At 65.5% G+C, this 16,954-nt stretch carries 15 protein-coding genes; 1 reads left to right on the forward strand and 14 read right to left on the reverse strand.

Features of this window, described 5'->3' with window-relative positions; all coding sequences use genetic code 11:
- Positions 1-160: 160 nt before the first annotated feature.
- From murC to rsmH, 11 genes are all read right to left on the reverse strand, one after another.
- Complete coding sequence (gene murC / locus ACVIIW_RS01080) at positions 161-1,564, reverse strand: UDP-N-acetylmuramate--L-alanine ligase (RefSeq protein ID WP_456699043.1); 1,404 nt, start codon at positions 1,562-1,564, stop codon at positions 161-163.
- A gap of 166 nt (positions 1,565-1,730) precedes the next feature.
- Positions 1,731-2,831: an undecaprenyldiphospho-muramoylpentapeptide beta-N-acetylglucosaminyltransferase gene (gene murG, locus ACVIIW_RS01085; RefSeq protein ID WP_456699044.1), complete on the reverse strand. Its 1,101-nt coding sequence runs from the start codon at positions 2,829-2,831 to the stop codon at positions 1,731-1,733.
- 106 nt (positions 2,832-2,937) lie between these two features.
- Entirely contained in the window at positions 2,938-4,089 is a 1,152-nt protein-coding gene (ftsW, locus tag ACVIIW_RS01090) for a putative lipid II flippase FtsW (protein ID WP_456699045.1), read from the reverse strand.
- Between the two features lie 163 nt (positions 4,090-4,252).
- Positions 4,253-4,648: a hypothetical protein gene (locus ACVIIW_RS01095; RefSeq protein WP_456699046.1), complete on the reverse strand. Its 396-nt coding sequence runs from the start codon at positions 4,646-4,648 to the stop codon at positions 4,253-4,255.
- A gap of 2 nt (positions 4,649-4,650) precedes the next feature.
- Positions 4,651-6,048 carry a UDP-N-acetylmuramoyl-L-alanine--D-glutamate ligase gene (gene murD, locus ACVIIW_RS01100; RefSeq protein WP_456699047.1) on the reverse strand — a complete coding sequence of 466 codons (1,398 nt, stop codon included), beginning with the start codon at positions 6,046-6,048 and terminating at the stop codon, positions 4,651-4,653.
- A 10-nt stretch (positions 6,049-6,058) separates the two neighbouring features.
- Positions 6,059-7,162 carry a phospho-N-acetylmuramoyl-pentapeptide-transferase gene (mraY, locus tag ACVIIW_RS01105; RefSeq protein ID WP_456699048.1) on the reverse strand — a complete coding sequence of 368 codons (1,104 nt, stop codon included), beginning with the start codon at positions 7,160-7,162 and terminating at the stop codon, positions 6,059-6,061.
- Between the two features lie 163 nt (positions 7,163-7,325).
- Positions 7,326-8,705, reverse strand: coding sequence for a UDP-N-acetylmuramoyl-tripeptide--D-alanyl-D-alanine ligase (locus ACVIIW_RS01110; protein ID WP_456699049.1), 1,380 nt, complete (start codon positions 8,703-8,705; stop codon positions 7,326-7,328).
- On the reverse strand, positions 8,702-10,174 hold the full coding sequence (locus ACVIIW_RS01115) for a UDP-N-acetylmuramoyl-L-alanyl-D-glutamate--2,6-diaminopimelate ligase (protein WP_456699050.1): 1,473 nt from the start codon (positions 10,172-10,174) through the stop codon (positions 8,702-8,704). Before ACVIIW_RS01115 ends, ACVIIW_RS01110 begins: the two co-directional genes overlap by 4 nt.
- Positions 10,175-10,256: 82 nt before the next feature.
- Entirely contained in the window at positions 10,257-12,020 is a 1,764-nt protein-coding gene (locus ACVIIW_RS01120; protein ID WP_456699051.1) for a peptidoglycan D,D-transpeptidase FtsI family protein, read from the reverse strand.
- Positions 12,017-12,409, reverse strand: coding sequence for a cell division protein FtsL (gene ftsL / locus ACVIIW_RS01125; RefSeq protein WP_456699052.1), 393 nt, complete (start codon positions 12,407-12,409; stop codon positions 12,017-12,019). The genes ACVIIW_RS01120 and ftsL overlap by 4 nt, the downstream gene beginning before the upstream one ends.
- Before the next feature lie 3 nt (positions 12,410-12,412).
- Positions 12,413-13,402 (reverse strand): 16S rRNA (cytosine(1402)-N(4))-methyltransferase RsmH, encoded by a 990-nt coding sequence (rsmH, locus tag ACVIIW_RS01130; protein ID WP_456699053.1) that lies wholly within the window; start codon positions 13,400-13,402, stop codon positions 12,413-12,415.
- A gap of 534 nt (positions 13,403-13,936) precedes the next feature.
- On the opposite strand from rsmH, the gene ACVIIW_RS01135 reads away from it, so the two are divergent.
- Positions 13,937-14,719: an N-acetylmuramoyl-L-alanine amidase gene (locus ACVIIW_RS01135; protein ID WP_456699054.1), complete on the forward strand. Its 783-nt coding sequence runs from the start codon at positions 13,937-13,939 to the stop codon at positions 14,717-14,719.
- 108 nt (positions 14,720-14,827) lie between these two features.
- On the opposite strand, the gene ACVIIW_RS01140 is transcribed toward ACVIIW_RS01135, so the two are convergent.
- From ACVIIW_RS01140 to ACVIIW_RS01150, 3 genes are all read right to left on the reverse strand, one after another.
- Positions 14,828-16,060: an RNA polymerase sigma factor gene (locus ACVIIW_RS01140; RefSeq protein ID WP_456705055.1), complete on the reverse strand. Its 1,233-nt coding sequence runs from the start codon at positions 16,058-16,060 to the stop codon at positions 14,828-14,830.
- Entirely contained in the window at positions 16,060-16,410 is a 351-nt protein-coding gene (locus ACVIIW_RS01145) for a YciI family protein (protein WP_456699055.1), read from the reverse strand. The genes ACVIIW_RS01140 and ACVIIW_RS01145 overlap by 1 nt, the downstream gene beginning before the upstream one ends.
- A gap of 88 nt (positions 16,411-16,498) precedes the next feature.
- Positions 16,499-16,849 (reverse strand): YciI family protein, encoded by a 351-nt coding sequence (locus ACVIIW_RS01150; protein ID WP_456699056.1) that lies wholly within the window; start codon positions 16,847-16,849, stop codon positions 16,499-16,501.
- Positions 16,850-16,954 lie beyond the last annotated feature (105 nt).

Below are 16,954 nucleotides of genomic sequence, written 5' to 3' on the forward strand. Positions count from 1 at the left end.
ATTCTCTCCGTTCCCTCCCCCCTTGTGGGGGAGGGGCAGGGAGGGGGGTAGCCCCAAGCGAGATCGAAGTGTGTGGCTACCCCTCTCCCCCACCCTCCCCCACAGGGGGGGAGGGAGCGCAGTGTGCCGAGTGGCGATCGATACGATCAAAGCCAACACCTCACCCCAGCGCCTTCAATTGGTCAGGCAAGGCGTACGCCCATTGCGTGATGTTGCCGGCCCCGAGGCACACGACGAGATCGCCCGACTTCGCGAGCCCCTTGACGATCCCCGGAAGCTCCGGAGCCCCCGGCAACGGCACCACCTCGCGATGCCCATGCGCGCGCAGGCCCGCCACGAAATGATCGCGGTCGATACCGTCGATCGGCGTCTCGCCCGCGGCATAGACGTCAGCGACAACAACGGCATCGGCATCATTGAAGCAGGTGCAGAATTCCTCGAACAGCGATTGCAGGCGGGTGTAGCGATGCGGCTGCACCACGGCGATGATCCTGCCGTTGGTGGATTCCCGCGCCGCCTTCAGCACCGCCGCGATCTCGACGGGGTGATGGCCGTAATCGTCGATCACGGTGACGCCGTTCCATTCGCCCGTCTTGGTGAAGCGGCGCTTGACGCCGCCAAAGCCGGCGATCGCCTTGCGGATCGCCTCGTCGGAAACGCCGAGCTCGCGCGCCACCGCGATCGCCGCCGTCGCGTTAGAGGCATTGTGACGGCCCGGCATCGGCAGCATGAGATCGGCGATCTCGTGTACGGCACCCGTCTTGCGATCGCGGAATGCGACCTTGAACTTCGAGCCGCCGCCCATCGGGCTCAGGTCAACAAGCCGCACGTCGGCCTGCGGGTTCTGGCCATACGTGATGATGCGACGATCCTCGATCTTGCCGACGAGGTTTTGCACGACGGGATGATCGATGCACATCACCGCAAAGCCGTAGAACGGCAAATTCTCGACGAAATGCCGGAAGGCGTCCTGCACGGCTTCGAACGTCTTGAAATGGTCGAGATGCTCGGGGTCGACATTGGTGACGATCGCCACGTCCGTCGGCAGCTTCAAGAACGTGCCGTCGCTCTCGTCGGCTTCCACCACCATCCAGTCGCCGGCGCCCAGCCGCGCGTTGGAACCATAGGCGTTGATGATGCCGCCGTTGATGACGGTCGGATCGAGCCCGCCGGCATCGAGCAGCGTCGCCACCATCGTGGTCGTCGTGGTCTTGCCATGCGTGCCGGCAATCGCGACGCAGCTTTTGAGCCGCATCAGCTCGGCCAGCATTTCGGCGCGGCGCACCACGGGAATACGCCGCTCGCGCGCCGCCATCAATTCGGGATTGTCGCGCTTGATCGCGGTCGACACCACGACGACCTCGGCGCCATCGACATTCTCGGCCTTGTGGCCGACCGAAACCTTCGCGCCCTTCTTGCGCAGGCGATCGAGATTGTAATTGTCCGAGGCGTCCGAGCCTTGCACGGTATAGCCGAGATTGATCAGCACCTCGGCGATGCCGCTCATGCCGATCCCGCCGATCCCGACGAAGTGGATGGGTCCGATCTCGCGCGGCAGTCTCATGCTTTATCCTATGGTTCCGTCGTTATGCCCGGGCATAAGCGCCAAGCGCGTCTTTACGCAAGGCGTCCCCGGCATCCACGAATCCCGATCTACTTCATGCAAGACGTGGATGGCCGGGACAAGCCCGGCCATGACGGCAAAAATACGAAAATCGGCCCGTTTGGGCTCAGATTCCCGCGACTTTGACCACCAGATCGGCCAGCCGCTCGGCGGCATCGAGCCGCCCTGCCCCTTTTGCGGCGGCTGCCATGGCGGCGAGGCGCGCCGGCTCGGCGGCGAAGGCGGAGATCTCGGCGGCGAGACGATCGGGGGTAAACTCGGTCTGCGGGATGCGGACGGCGCCGTCGACCTTGGCCAGCACGCCGGCATTGGCGAACTGGTCCTGGTCGATCGAGCCCGGCAGCGGCACCAGGATCGAGGGCCGGCCGATCGCGGCGAGCTCGGCCACGGTGCCGGCGCCGGAGCGCGACACCACCAGGTGGTTGGACGCGAGCCGAGCCGGCAGATCCGTGAAGAACGGCGCGAGCTCGGTATTGATCTTGAGCTTGTCGTAGACCGCGCGCACGCGGGTCATGTCCTCGTCGCGGACCTGCTGGGTGAGGATCAGCCGACCCCAGAGCGCCGGCTCGAGCCGTTCGATCGCGCCCGGCACGATGTCGGCCATGATGCGCGCCCCCTGGCTGCCGCCGACGACGAGCAGACGCAGCGGCCCATTCGCTTCGGGTGCGGCGTAAGGCACCGCCGCCGCGGCAAGGACTGCGGGGCGCATCGGCGTACCGACGGTCGTGGTTTTGCCTGCGAGCGCCGGATCGCGGTCCAGCACACCCGGCAGCGATGTCGCGATCGCGCGGACGCGGCTCGACAGGAAACGGTTGGCGCGGCCGAGCACCGCATTGGCGTCATGGATGATGCCGGGCACGCCGGCGAATTTTGCCGCAACCAGTGGCGGCAATGTCGGATAGCCGCCAAAGCCGACGACGGCCACAGGCTTCAATCGCTTGATCAGGCTGTAAGCGGACAACGTGCCGGTGGCGAGCGTGAGGCCGGCATAGGCGAGCTGGAACGGATTGCGGCCGCGCGCGGTCTCGCTGGCGACGACGTCGATCATGTCCTTGCTGAACAGCCCGCTGTAGCGCAGCGCGCGCTCATCGGTCACGAGGCGCACGCGAAAGCCGCGCCGGATCAGCTCGACGCCGAGCGCCTCGGCCGGAAACAGATGGCCGCCGGTGCCGCCCGCGGCGAGAAGAATCAAGGGGGAAGTGTCCATCACTGCCCTTTTACAAGGCCTTTGCCGTCATGGCGAGCGCAGCGAAGCAATCCAGACTGCCCCCGCTGAGGGATTCTGGCCGGTGCTAACTCGCAATGACGAAGAACTACGCGTAACTCCGCATCGCGTCAGCATGGCCGCTGGCCTCGACCTCGGTGCGCGGACGCAGCCGCGTCAGGGCCAGCATCATGCCGACGCCATAGGCGAGCGACACGATCGAGGAGCCGCCGTAGGAGATGAACGGCAGCGTCATGCCCTTGGCGGGGATGAGCTGGAGGTTGACGGACATGTTGATGGCCGCCTGCACGCCGAACAGGATCGCAAGACCCGAGGCCGCAAAGCGCGAGAACATGTCTTCGTTGGCATAGGCACGCGACAGCGTGCGGATCACGACGAAGGCGAACAGCGCCAGCATGGCGAGACACAGGATGATGCCGAACTCCTCGGCCGCGACTGCGAACACGAAGTCGGTATGGCTATCGGGCAGGCTGCGCTTGGCGATGCCCTCGCCGGGTCCGAGGCCGAACCAGCCGCCGTTGTAAAAGGCCTCCATCGCGGTATCGACCTGGAAGGTGTCGCCGGAGGCCGGATTCAAGAAGCGCTTGATGCGGCCCGCGACGTGCGGAACGAAGAGATAGGCGCTGAACAGGCCGGCCGCACCGAGGCCGGCAAGGCCGAACACCCAGATCATGCGCATGCCCGCGATGAAGAACAGCGAGCCCCACACCATCAGGATCAGCATGGTCTGGCCGAAGTCCGGCTCCATCACCAGCAGCGACACCAGCATCAGGAGCAGCACCAGCGCCATCGAGGTCGCCGGCATCTCGGGCCGCTTGGTCGATTCCGCAAACAACCAGGCCGCAATGACGACGAATGAGGGCTTTGCGATCTCGGAGGCCTGGATGTTGACGCCGACGAGCGTGATCCAGCGCCGTGAGCCCTTCACCTCGGGACCGATGGCGAGCGTCACCACGATCAGGATGATGCTGATCGCGAAGATGATCAGCGCACTTCGCCGGATCGAGCGCGGCGACATGAAGGACACCCCGATCAGCACCAGAAACGACGGCGCCAGGAACATCACGTGACGATTGAAGAAGTGGAACGGATCGAGCCCGATGCGGGTCGCGACCGGCGGACTTGCCGCGAGCGACAGGATGACGCCGGTCAGCATCAACACCAGGATCGCGCCGAGCAGCGGCTTGTCGACGGTCCACCACCACTCGGTAAAGGGGGTGCGTTCTTCACGGGAGAGCATGGGCGGCCGCTTTCGGACAGAGGTCCGTTCATTGGTCGCCGAGGTTGGTTACCGGGAGGTTAAGGAAGCGGATGAAGTTGTGAACAGTCTCGTGCCCCGGACGCAACCCACTTGCCCCCGGCGATGCGAAGCATCGTCCGGTGCGCGTCCGGGACACGGAGGCCTATTCGTAGGTAATCGCGACATCCCCCGCGCGGGGGTCGCGCTTGTCGATCTGGTCTGCTCCGGGAATGAAACCGATCCTGACCGCCCGCTCGCTGCTCCACACGACGACGGCATCGAGATGCCCGCGCACGCTGACAAAGGTCGGCGTGCTCTCGGGCGAGAACGTCCGGCCGCGCGCCACGATGCTGGCCTGCGTACTGTCGGGCACACTCGCTCCGCACGACTTCCAGACCACGACAACCAATTTGCTGCCGCTCGGGGAGGCGAACGCACTTTGGCGAACGACGCGACACGCGCCGAATTGGTGCATGACGCCGTCGATGAGGACGACGCAGAGGAAGCCGACGGGAATAGCAAGAGCAGCGATAAGTCCGGTCCAGCGTCGCGGCGACATTCTCACACCACCGGCTTCACGCCCGGCAGCGCCTGCACCAGTTCGCGGAACTTGGTGCCGCGGATCTCGAAGTTGCGGTACTGGTCGAAGGAGGCGCAGGCGGGCGACAGCAGCACGACCGGATCGGCGAGACCTGACGCTTCCGCATCGCGCGCCGCGTGCTCGACGGCCAGATCGAGCGTCTGGCTGATCTCGTGTGCGACCGAGCCAAGCGTGCCGGAAAATTCCTGCGCGGCCTCGCCGATCAGATAGGCCTTTCGGATGCGCGGGAAGAATCCGGTGAGGCTGGTAATGCCGCCCGCCTTCGGCTTGCCGCCGGCGATCCAGAAAATGTCGGCGAAGGACGACAGCGCATGCGCGGTCGCGTCCGCATTGGTGCCCTTGGAATCGTTGACGAACAGCACGTTGCCGCGGCGGCCGACCTGCTCCATGCGATGCGCGAGACCGGGAAAGCTGCGCAGGCCATTCTGCAGTACGTCAAGGCTGATGCCCATCGCGAGCGCAGCCGCGGCGGCACACGCCGCGTTCTGGGCATTGTGCAGCCCGCGCAGCGAACCGATGCCGCCAAGCGTGGCCACCTCGCTACGAGCGCCGCCGGACGTACGAACGATGGTGCCATGCTCGACATGGAGGCCGGAGGCCAGCGGATTCCTGACGGAGACGCGCACCACAGTCTTGCCGGCGCGGTCGAGCCGGTCTGCGATGTCGCGGCAATAGCCATCGTCGACGCCGACGATCGAGGTGCCACCCGCCTGCACGCCTGCAACGAGGCGCTCCTTCACCGCAGCGTAGTGTTCGATCGTACCGTGGCGATCGATGTGGTCTTCGCTGACATTGAGCAGGATGCCGACGGAAGGATCGAGCGAGGGCGTGAGGTCGATCTGGTAGGACGACATCTCGATCACGTGGACGCGGCCCATGCGCGGCGGCTCCAGCGACAGGATCGCGGTGCCGATGTTGCCGCCCATCTGGGTGTCATAACCGGCAACCCTCGTGAGATGCGCGATCAAGGCTGTCGTGGTCGACTTGCCGTTGGTGCCGGTGATGGCGACGAAAGGCGCGTTGGGGGCATGCCGCCGGCGCTCGCGGCAGAACAGCTCGATGTCGCCGATCACCTCGACACCCGCCTCACGCGCCTTCAGCACGCTCCAGTGCGGCACCGGATGGGTCAGCGGCACGCCGGGCGCGAGCACGAGCGCAGCGAATTTCGACCAGGAGACATTGCGAAGATCGGCGGTGATGAAACCGGCCTGAGCCGTTTTGGCGACGTTCTCGGCATTGTCGTCGGCGGCGATCACTTCGGCGCCGCCAGCCTTCAGCGCGTGGCACGAGGCGAGCCCGGAGCCGCCGAGGCCTAAGACCGCGACCGTCTTGCCGGCAAAGGATGTGACCGGGATCATCGTGGACCCGTCAGCGCAGCTTCAGCGTGGAGAGGCCGGCCAGCGCCAGCATCACCGAGATGATCCAGAAGCGGATCACGATCTGCGGCTCGGTCCAGCCGAGTTGCTCGAAATGGTGATGGATCGGTGCCATCCGGAAGATCCGCTTTCCGGTCAGCTTGAACGACACCACCTGCACGATGACCGAGACCGCCTCCAGCACGAACAGGCCACCGATCACCGCGAGCACGATCTCGTGCTTCACCGCGACCGCGATCGAGCCCAGCATGCCGCCGAGTGCGAGCGAGCCGGTGTCGCCCATGAAGATCGAGGCCGGAGGCGCGTTGAACCAGAGGAAGCCGAGGCCGGCACCCAATAGCGCGCCGCAGAGTACCGCAAGCTCGCCGGTGCCCGCGACATATTTGATCTGGAGGTAATCGGCAAACACGGCGTTGCCGGCGAGATAGGCGATCATCGCAAAGCTCGCGGTCGCGATCATCACGGGCACGATGGCCAAGCCGTCGAGACCGTCGGTGAGGTTCACCGCGTTGCCGGCGCCGACGATGACGAAGGCGCCGAACACGACGAAGAACCAGCCGAAATGCAACACCGTGTCCTTGAGGAAGGGAATCGTCAGCGCGGTCGACGCGGGGTCGCGGTTCAACCGCACCAGCGCGTAGCAGGCGACCAGCGCGATGAGCCCTTCGATCAGCAGCCGCAGCTTGCCGCCGAAGCCGGTCGTGGTCTGCTTGGTGACCTTGAGATAATCGTCATAGAAGCCGACAAACCCAAAGCCGAGCGTCACCGCCAGCACGATCCAGACATAGGGATTGAGCGGATTGCACCACAGCACGGTGCCGACCGTCAGGCCGGACAAGATCATCAGCCCGCCCATGGTGGGCGTGCCCTTCTTGGACAGATGCGATTGCGGACCATCTGTGCGGATGGGCTGGCCCTTGCCCTGGCGGATGCGCAGATGATCGATGATCCAGGGCCCGAACAGGAACACGAACAGCGCGCCAGTGACGATAGCGCCGCCGGTGCGGAAGGTGATGTAGCGGAAGACGTTCAGGACGGTGCGCACCGCACCGAAACCGGGAAAAGTGTTGGAGATCTCGATCAGCCAGTAAAACATTCAGACGGTCCTATGGCGCCTTTCGCACGCAGGCTTGTTCGAGACGCAGATTTCGCCTCAAGCGCATTCGCTGGTCTTCATCATCGGTCGGGCGACCTCTAGGAAACCGGCCGGCTTAGCGCCGCAAAACGGCGGGATTCGGGAACAGCGCCTTCCAAGCAGTTTACGCCTTTGCCTGCAAGGCGGCCACTAGGGCCGGCACAAACTTGTTGACCCAGAACATCTTCTTGCTGCCCTTGACAACCACGACATCGCCTGCCTTCAGCAAACCGGCGACCTCACCAGGCTTCAGCGTGGCGGGATCGTCGTGCCAGCCCAGCCCCTTGCCCGCGGGAAGCGCGTCATAAAGGTGCCGCATCAGCGGGCCAACGCAATAGATACCGTCGATGCCGCCGAGATGGGCGGTGAGGCCGGTGTGGTAGCTTGGCGCGTCGTCGCCCAGTTCCAGCATATCGCCGAGCACCGCGATACGACGCCCGCCCGTCACGTTGCGCGCCTGCAGACTTTGCAGCGCGGCAGCGACGCTCGCGGGATTGCCGTTGAAGCTGTCGTCGATCACGGTGACGCCGCCGACTGCCTGCTCCACGCCACGGCCGGACATGATGCCGACGCGGTCGAGCTTGATCGCGAGCGTCGCCACGTCGAGATGCGCAGCATGGATTGAAGCGAGCGCGGCGAGCGCATTCTGCACGCGGTGCGGCGCGCCGGGCGTGAGGCTGAAGGCGATCTGCTTCTTGCCGATCCCGGCCACGACCTGCCAGCTGTCGCCGTGAGGGGCGTGCGCAACCTCGTGCACCTCGGCCTTCTCGCCGAAGCGCACCACCTTGCCTTTCCAGTCCGGCGCCTTGATGCCTACAGGCAGCACCAGCACGCCATCCTCGGGTAGCCCGAGCGCGATCGATACCTTCTCGCGCCTGATGGCGTCGAGCGAGCCGAGCTTTTCGAGATGCACCGGCTGGACGTTGACGACGAGCGCGACGGTCGGCCGCGTCAATTCGCTCAGGCGCGCGATCTCGCCAGCCTGGTTCATGCCCATCTCGACGACCCAGAGGCTGGCGTCAGGCCGGGCATTGCACAATGTCAGCGGCACGCCCCAGAAATTGTTGAAGCTCGAAGGGCTCGCATAGGCATTTGGATAGGCCGCCAGATATTCCTTGGTGCTGGTCTTGCCGGCGCTGCCGGTGAGCCCGATCACCGACCCGTTGAAACGCGTGCGCGCGGCGCGGGCGAGGCCCCAGAGACCGTCGATCAGCGTGTCCTTCACGACGATCTGGGGAATGCGGATGCCCGCGATCTCGTGCGGCACGATCATCGCGACTGCGCCTGAGGCTTCCGCCCTGTCCGCGAACTCCCAGCCGTCGCGCGCGCTGGCGAAGGCCGAGATGAAGCCGCCGCTCGGCGTACCTGACAGCGCGACGAACAGGCTGCCCGGTTTCACCAGACGGCTGTCCTGGGTGACGAAGTCAATTCCCGTGTCCGGGAATGATCCGGCCGCGCCCAGCGCGCGCGCCACTCCGGCAACCGTCCATAATGGCCCGCTCATGCGACCCTCGATGCTAATGCGGCGGCGACCGCCTCGTGATCACTGAACGGCAGGACCTCGTGGCCTACGATCTGCCCGGTCTCGTGGCCCTTGCCCGCGACGAGCAGCGCATCGCCATCTTCCAGCTCCTCGATCGCGGCGCGGATCGCGGCCGCCCGATCGCCGATCTCGCGCGCGCCCTTGGCGGTGGCGAGGATCGCGGCACGGATGGCTTCCGGCTTCTCGCTGCGCGGATTGTCGTCGGTGATGATGACGCGATCGGCATTCTCCGCCGCGATCTCACCCATGATCGGCCGCTTGCCGGCATCGCGATCGCCGCCGGCGCCGAACACGACGACCAGCCTGCGCTTCGCGTAAGGACGCAGCGCCTGCAACGCCTTCGCCAGCGCATCAGGCTTGTGCGCGTAGTCGACGAAAATCGGCGCGCCGTTGCGCTCACCGACGCGCTCGAGCCGGCCCTTGGCACCTTCGAGATGTTCGAGGCTCGCAAACACATCGGCCGCATCGCTGCCGGTGCCGATCGCAAGACCGGCCGAGACCAGCGCGTTCTCGATCTGGAATTCGCCGACCAGCGGCAGCCGCACCGCGTATGTCTTGCCGCGATGTTCGAGGCCAAGCTTTTGCGAAAAGCCTTCGACCACGGCCTCGGTGAGGCGGATGCCCCCGCCTGCCCCGTCGCCGTGGCGGCCGACCGCCATCACGCGCAAGGCACGCGATTTCGCCGCGTCGCGCACTTGCGCCGAGCAATCATGATCGGCCGATATCACCGCCGCTCCGCCTGATGGGACGAGCTCGCGGAACAGCCGGAGCTTTGCGGACAGGTAGTGCGCGACGGTTGGATGATAGTCCATGTGGTCGCGCGAGAGATTGGTGAAGCCACCGGCCACGACACGGACACCATCAAGGCGGTATTGGTCGAGCCCGTGCGACGAGGCTTCAAATGCAAGATGCGTCACGCCTTCGCGCGCGATCTCATCGAGCTGCCGATGCAGCGCGACCGGATCCGGCGTCGTCAGCGAACCGTAAACGGTGCGCTTCGGCGAGACGAGCCCGATTGTTCCGATGCTGGCCGAGGCGTGGCCCAGCCGCTCCCAGATCTGCCGGGTGAACGCGGCAACCGATGTCTTGCCGCTGGTTCCGGTCACCGCGACGATGGTTGCAGGTTGTGCGGGGAAGACTCTTGCCGCAGCCAGCGCCAGCGCGCGGCGCGGATTGGCCACGGTGACGACGGGCACCTTGCTGCCTTCAGGCGCGTGATCGCCGACCACCGCCACCGCACCGGCCGCAATGGCCGCATCGATGAAGCGCGCACCGTCGGTCTTGCTGCCTGATAGCGCGAAGAACACATCGCCGGGCTTGACCACGCGGCTATCGAGCGCAACGCCTGTGACCTCGATCGCCGCGACAGCGGGCTCGATCGCGGCATCATTGCCCAAAACATCCTGACCCAAGAGGTCGCGCAGCTTCATGATCTTCCAGTTGCCCTGCCGGAAAGCCGAATTCTGAGGGAAATCCCCGACTCAGCAGCGGCTACGGCCCTACCCCCTGTGATTACTGGGTTGTCCTGGATGCTGCAAGAATAAGGCGGTCCGCGGGCGGCAGGTCGTAGCGGGGCTCGATGCCGAGCAGCGGTCCAATACGGCTGATCACGTTGCCTGCGGTCGGAACGGCGTTCCAGCCCGACGTGATGAAGCCGTAGGTCTCCTTCAGCGGCTGCGGCTCGTCCAGCATGATCAGGAGCTGGTACTTCGGCTTGTCTGCCGGAATGATCGCCGTAAACGCAGTCAGCACCTTCTTCTTGGCATAACGGCCGTTGACCACCTTTTCTGCTGTGCCGGTCTTGCCGCCGATGTAGTAGCCGGGAACATTCGCCTTCTTGGCGGTGCCGATCTCTGCGTTCAGCCGCATCAGGAACCGCATCTTCTCCGACGTCTCGGGCTTGATCACGCGCTTTGCGATCGCCCGTGCCTCCTCCTCGGAGCGCTTGAGGAAGGTCGGGGGAATCAGCAGACCGCCATTGGCGAGCGCGCTGACGCCCATCACGGCCTGCAACGGCGCCACCGCGATGCCGTGGCCGAATGCGATGGTAATGGTGTTGAGATCGCCCCAATGCCGCGGCACGATCGGCGACGCGCTCTCGGGTAATTCCGTACGCAGCCGATCCAGCTGCCCCATCTTGCGCAGGAACGCCTTGTGCGCTTCCACGCCCTGCGACAGCGCAATCCGCGCCGCACCGACGTTGGAGGAGAAGGTGAACACTTCCTTCATGTTCAGGAAGCGGCCCTTCGGCTCGTCGTCATGGATCGCGAACTTGCCGTAGTGCAGCGGCCCGCGCGCGTCCCACAGCGAATCGAGGCCGTACTTGCCGGTGTCGAGTGCCATCGCGAGCGTGAACGCCTTGAAGGTCGAGCCCATCTCGTAGACGCCTGTTGTCAGGCGGTTGATGCGGTCGGGATCGTGGGCTTCTTTCGGATTGTTCGGGTCGAAATCCGGAACCGATACCATGGCCACGATCTCGCCGGTGTTGACGTTGGTGACGAGGCCCGAGGCCGCCTTGGTGTGGAATTTTTCCTTGGCCTTGAGCAGTTCGTCGCGCAGCGCGTGCTCGACGCGCAGATCGACCGACAGCTCGATCGGCTTCTGCAACCGGTCGATGGCAAAGCCCGCGCGGTGGAGATCGGCGAGGCCCTGGTTGTCGAGCCACTTCTCCATGCCGGCGATGCCCTGGTTGTCGATGTTGACGAGGCCGATGAGGTGGGCGACCTCGTTGCCGGTCGGATAGACGCGCTTGTTCTCGCGCAGGAAGCCGATGCCGGGCAGGCCCAGCTTGTGGATGTCGAGCTGTTGCTTGGCCGTGATCTCGCGTTTCAGCCAGACGAAACCCTTGCGCGATGACAGGCGGTCGCGCACCTCGGCTTCGTCGAGATCGGGCACGGTCGCGGTCAGAAGCTCGATCGCCTCGTCCTTGTCGATGATGCGGCGGGGCTCGCCGAACATGCTGGCGGCCTTGACGTCTGTCGCCAGGATCGCACCGTTGCGGTCGACGATGTCGGGCCGCGCGGTCGCAACCACCTCCTGAGAGGCGGCGCGCCGCGCACTGTGGGCGTCGGCGCCGATCGCGAACATCACGAGGCGTCCGCCGATCATGGCGTAGACGGCGGCAAAGGCCAGCATGGCGAGGCCCACGCGCGCGCGCGCCTTCGCGGCGCGATCGACGTTACGCCCGTAAAGCAGGCTGCGGACCAGCCGCTGCCGCCAGGGTTCGGTTGGACGCCCTGCGGGTCGTCCTGCGGGTTTGGCCGGAACAGCGCTCATTGCTTGTCCTCGGGCTGCGGCACCGAGCCCGTCACGCTGTCAGGATCGCTCGCGGCTTCGATGGTGTTGATCATGGACCCGATCGGATCGGGCTCGCCCGGCCGGAACATCCGCGGCGGACGGTCCGGCAGGTTCTTCAGAGAATCATATTGCGTGCCGTTGACGGGCTTGAGCGGCAGATGTCGCTCAACGAGGCCCTGCAGGCGCAAGGGCGCATCGAGCTTGGCCCATTCGGAGCGCAACTGGGCGATCGCGTCGCGCTGCTCGCGGATCTCCGCGTGCAGCCGCAGCACCTTCTCGGTGCGCGCGGTGGAGTCCATCTTGATACGGTAGACATAGGCGGCCGCGAAGATCAGCGCGCCGATGACGAGAAGGTGGATGATGCGCATCTGCTAGCCGCCCCTCATCACTTCGGAGAGTTTTGGCCAGGACGACCGCTCGTCGTCGGCATGCGCCGGCGCCGCGGTGCGCTCGGCGGCGCGCAGCTTTGCGGATCGGGCGCGAGGATTATGCGCAACCTCTTCGTCGCCGGCAATCACGGGCCGCCGCGTCAGAAGCTGGAAGCTCGGCACGCCTTGCGCCACCTCCGGCAGGTGCCGCGATCCGCCGCCGGTCTTGGAGCGCTGGCCAAGGAAATTCTTGACGATGCGGTCTTCCAGCGAATGGAACGAGACCACCACCAGGCGGCCGCCGGGCTTCAGCACGCGCTCGGCGGAAGCGAGCGCAGTTTGAAGCTCCTCGAGCTCTTCGTTGACGAAGATGCGCAAGGCCTGGAAGGTCCGTGTCGCCGGGTGAATGTCGCCGGGCTTCGAGCGCACCACCCGCCCGACCAGATCGGCGAGCGCACGCGTGGTGGTGAACGGCGCCTCCTGCCGGTCAGCCACGATGGCGCGGGCGACGCGGCGCGAATGCCGCTCTTCGCCGAAGAGATGGATGATGTCGGCGAGATCGCTTTCGGAGGCGCGCGCAACGATGTCGGCCGCGGTCGGTCCCGTCTGCCCCATGCGCATGTCGAGCGGACCGTCGAGGCGGAACGAGAAGCCGCGACCGGCCTGGTCCAGCTGCATCGAGGACACGCCGACGTCCATCACGACGCCGTCGACCGCATCGATGCCCTGCGCGGCGCAGACCTGGGCGAGATTCGAAAAACGGTCTTCGACCAGTGTCAGCCGGCCGGCCGCGCGCGCGACCAGCTCGGCGCCACCGGCAATCGCGGTGCGGTCGCGATCGATCGCGATCAGGCGGGTCCCTGATGTCTCGAGAATGGCGCGGCTGTAGCCGCCGGCCCCGAAGGTCGCATCGAGATAGATGCCGCCCGCACGCGGCGCGAGATGCGCGATCGCTTCGCGGCCAAGCACGGGAATGTGCGGTGCGTCGTTCATGCGTCGCGCCTGCCGGGTGTGCAAGAAAACGGGCAGCTCAATCTGGGGGCCAGAAAGCCCATCACGCCTCGAATAATTCCGCGTCGCGGCGGTTCCACGACCCAACCCCAATCCACCATGTACGCCGAGCCCGAGCTTCCCGGGCGGCAAACCCGCTGTTCCCAGTGGAATATGTCGGGCAACCATGGGATTCGAGCCAAAAACGCTTTGGCCGGCTCCGGACGCGGGTCGGCTCTTCATCTCTCAGTAACGGCTCTTAGCGTTAAGAAAGCGTTGATCGGTTCGTTACATCTCGAAAAGGTGCTTTCGCGGTTCCTTGGGCAGTGATGCGTCATCCACACACTGAGCCCAAAATGCACCCGGCAGCCGCATCGCGCGATTGCACGAAGCAGACGGTAAAGGAATAGTAAAGAGAAGGGCTTGGCCCATTCTCCTGTCCGACTTGAGTCGTTTATGTCGTCCGGTTCGTCCACGCCGCCTGGAGCTGATTCGAAGCGTCAGCGCGTTCTCCCGGTTCCCAAGACCGCGGCGAGCATGCGGACATTCGAGCCGGATTCGTCGATCGTCTCCGACATCATCCCCTCGCCCAATCATGGCGAGCGCAACAAGGGCCGCCAGCCCGACATGATCGTGCTGCACTACACCGGCATGCCCGACGTCGAGGGCGCGTTGGCGCGGCTGTGCACGGCCGGCACCGAAGTGTCGGCGCATTATGTCGTGCTGGAGGACGGCCGCATCGTGCAATGCGTGCCGGAGGCGCGGCGCGCCTGGCACGCGGGCGTCTCGTCCTGGGCCGGCGAGGACGACATCAACTCCTGCTCGATCGGGATCGAGATCATCAATCGCGGTCACGATTGGGGTTATCCCGAATATCCGCTGCGCCAGATCGCCGCCGTGATCGCGCTGTGCCGCGGCATCATGCTCCGCCGCAAGATCGTGCCGCAACGGGTGCTCGGTCATTCCGACGTGGCGCCCGCGCGCAAGAAGGATCCCGGCGAGAAATTTCCCTGGCACTCCCTCGCCAATTCCGGTGTGGGTCACTGGGTGACGCCGGCGCCGGTCGTGCGCGGCGAAACCCTGATGCTCGGCACCATCAGCGACGAGGTGCTGAGCCTTCAGCAGGCGCTCGCCCGCTATGGCTATGGCGTGCCGCTGTCGGGCAAATACGACGCCTCGACCATGGAAGTCGTCACCGCCTTCCAGCGCCACTTCCGTCCCGCGCGGCTGGATGGTATTGCCGATCACTCGACGCTGTCGACCTTGCAGGCTCTGCTGGCGAGCCTGCCGGCGGACGGGACGGCTGTCGCGTCGAAGTGACGGCGGCCCGTCATTGCGGGCGTAGCAAAGCAATCCAGACTGTCACCGCGGAGATAGTCTGGATTGCTTCGTCGCAAGAGCTCCTCGCAATGACGGAGGATGTGTCGGCTACTCCATCTCCCGCAGCCGCCGCGCATACAGCCTTCGCAACGGCTCGAGTTGGGTCGCCTCGGTCGCCGCAGCATAGGCTTCGCGCGCCTCCTGCTTCCGCTCCAGCCGTCGCAACAAATCCGCTCGCACCGCCGGCAACATTTCGTAGCCGTCGAGACCACCGCGCGCGGAGATCGCGTCGACGAGATCGAGCGCGCGCGCCGGGCCGTCGACCATCGAGATCGCGGCGGCATGGTTGAGCTCGATGACCGGCGAGGGATTGATGCGCAGCAGGACTTCGTAGAGCCCGGCGATCTGCGGCCAGTCGGTCTGCGCGTAGCTCGGCGCGCGGGCATGCAGCGCGGCAATCGCGGCCTGCACCACATAGGGCTGCGGCCGACCCGGCACGCGCAGCGCATCGTCGACGAGAGCCAGGCCTTCCTCGATCTGCGCGCGATCCCACAGCGAGCGATCCTGTTCTTCCAGCAGCACGATGTCGCCGGCCGCGGTCGCGCGCCCGGCGCGGCGCGCATCGTGCAGCAGCATCAAGGCGAGCAGGCCCTTGATCGCGGCGCGATCGGGCATCAGCCGGTCGAGCAGACGGCCGAGCCTGATCGCTTCGGCCGCGAAATCGGGCCGCATCAGATCGGTGCCCGAGGTCGCGACGTAGCCTTCGGTGAAGACGAGGTAGATCACGGCGAGCACACCGTCGAGCCGCGGCGCCAGGGCGTCGCGCTCGGGCACTTGATAGGGAATGCCGGCGAGCCTGATCTTCTGCTTGGCGCGGACCAGGCGCTGCGCCATCGCGTCCTCACCGACCAGAAAGGCGCGCGCGACCTGCGCGGTGGAGAGGCCGCAGACGGTGCGCAGCGTCAGCGCGACCTGGACCTCGGCCGCAAACGACGGATGGCAGCAGGTGAAGATCAGCCGCAGCATGTCGTCGTCGAGCATCGCCGGCGGCTCGTCGGCACCTTGCTCGTTCAGCGCGAGCTCGTGCAGCAGCGCCTGCTGCTTGCCGCGAAAGGCGGCCTGGCGCCTGATACGGTCGATCGCCTTGTTGCGACCGACATTGACCAGCCACGCGCGCGGATTGTCTGGCCGCTCACCTGACGACCAGCGCTCCAGCGCGACAGCAAATGCATCCTGAAGCGCATCCTCGGCCAAGTCGAAATCCCCGACGAGGCGGATCAGGGTGGCCAGCGCCCGCCCCGCCTCGTCGCGGAAGACCTTGTCGATGTCGGTGGCGGCGATCACTTGTAGATCATGACCGGCCGCACCTCGATCGATCCTCGCTTGGCCTCGGGAACGCGGGCCGCGATCGCAATGGCCTCGTCGATGTCCTTGGCTTCGATCAGATAGTAGCCGCCGAGCTGCTCGCGCGTTTCCGCGAACGGGCCGTCGGTCGTCATGGTCTTGCCGTCGCGCACGCGCACCGTGGTCGCGGTCGTCGTCGGCTGCAGCCCGTCGCCCGCTTTGAAATGGCGGCTCTGGATGATCGACTGCGTGTAGGCGCCGTATTCGCCCGCCAGCTTCTGACGGTCGGCGGCCGTCATGTCGGTGAGATAGCTTTCGTTCCGGTAGATCAGCAGCAGGTACTGCATCGCTTAACTCCTGTTGTTCGGCTGGATCGCCGACATCTGTCGAATGGGGACGACGCCAAACGACATCATCGCGAAACTATTTTTCCGATCATTGGTAGATCATGACCGGCCGCACTTCGATCGAGCCGTGCCTGGCGCCGGGAATCCGCGCGGCGAGTTCAATCGCGGCATCGAGATCCCTGGCTTCGACGAGATAGTAGCCACCGAGCTGTTCGCGGGTCTCCGCGAAGGGACCATCGGTGGTCATGGTCTTGCCGTCGCGAACGCGGACGGTGGTGGCGGTGGAGGTCGGCTGCAGCCCGTCGCCGGCCTTGAAATGTCCGCTCTGGACGATCGACTGGGTGTAGGTGGAATACTCCGCCAGCAGCTTCTCGTAATCCGCGGGCGCCATCTGGCTCTGTTGTGCTTCGTTCCGATAAATCAGCAGCAGATACTGCATCGCTTCTCTCCTGTTGTTCGGCTGGATTGCCGGCATCCAGTCGAACGGGGTCCGCGCCCAACGACATCTTCAGGATAAATTATTTACGCGGCGGCGTGCGCGACG

This window comes from Bradyrhizobium sp. USDA 4449, assembly GCF_054056275.1.